Here is a 290-nt window from a genome sequence, read left to right on the forward strand (position 1 = left end):
CTGGGTAATATATGGAATTTTCCGCAAGTGTAGGCAAAATTTGTGGAGGGCATTTGGCTTTGCCTTTCTGGTTTTGATACCAGTGCCGATTGAGATTACCCATATTTCGGCTTGGTTTTTGCCACAAGTCCAGTTTGATTTTAGATCTGACATATTCAACAGCGGTATTACTCTTGCCCTTTCTCTTGTATGTTTTGGTGTCGATTATTTACTACATAACAGGAAAGGAGATGCAGAAAGATGAAAACGGTTCATTTACATGGGTTGGGACAAACTGCACAGGACTGGAA

1 pseudogene is annotated in these 290 nt (G+C 40.7%); it reads left to right on the forward strand.

Going from position 1 to position 290, the window contains the following annotated elements:
* Positions 1 to 244 (forward strand): annotated as a pseudogene (locus P0G09_RS20215) (XRE family transcriptional regulator); the annotation flags it as partial.
* Positions 245 to 290 lie beyond the last annotated feature (46 nt).

The organism is Faecalibacterium sp. DFI.5.82, assembly GCF_029076575.1.
Lineage (GTDB): Bacteria > Bacillota > Clostridia > Oscillospirales > Ruminococcaceae > Faecalibacterium > Faecalibacterium duncaniae.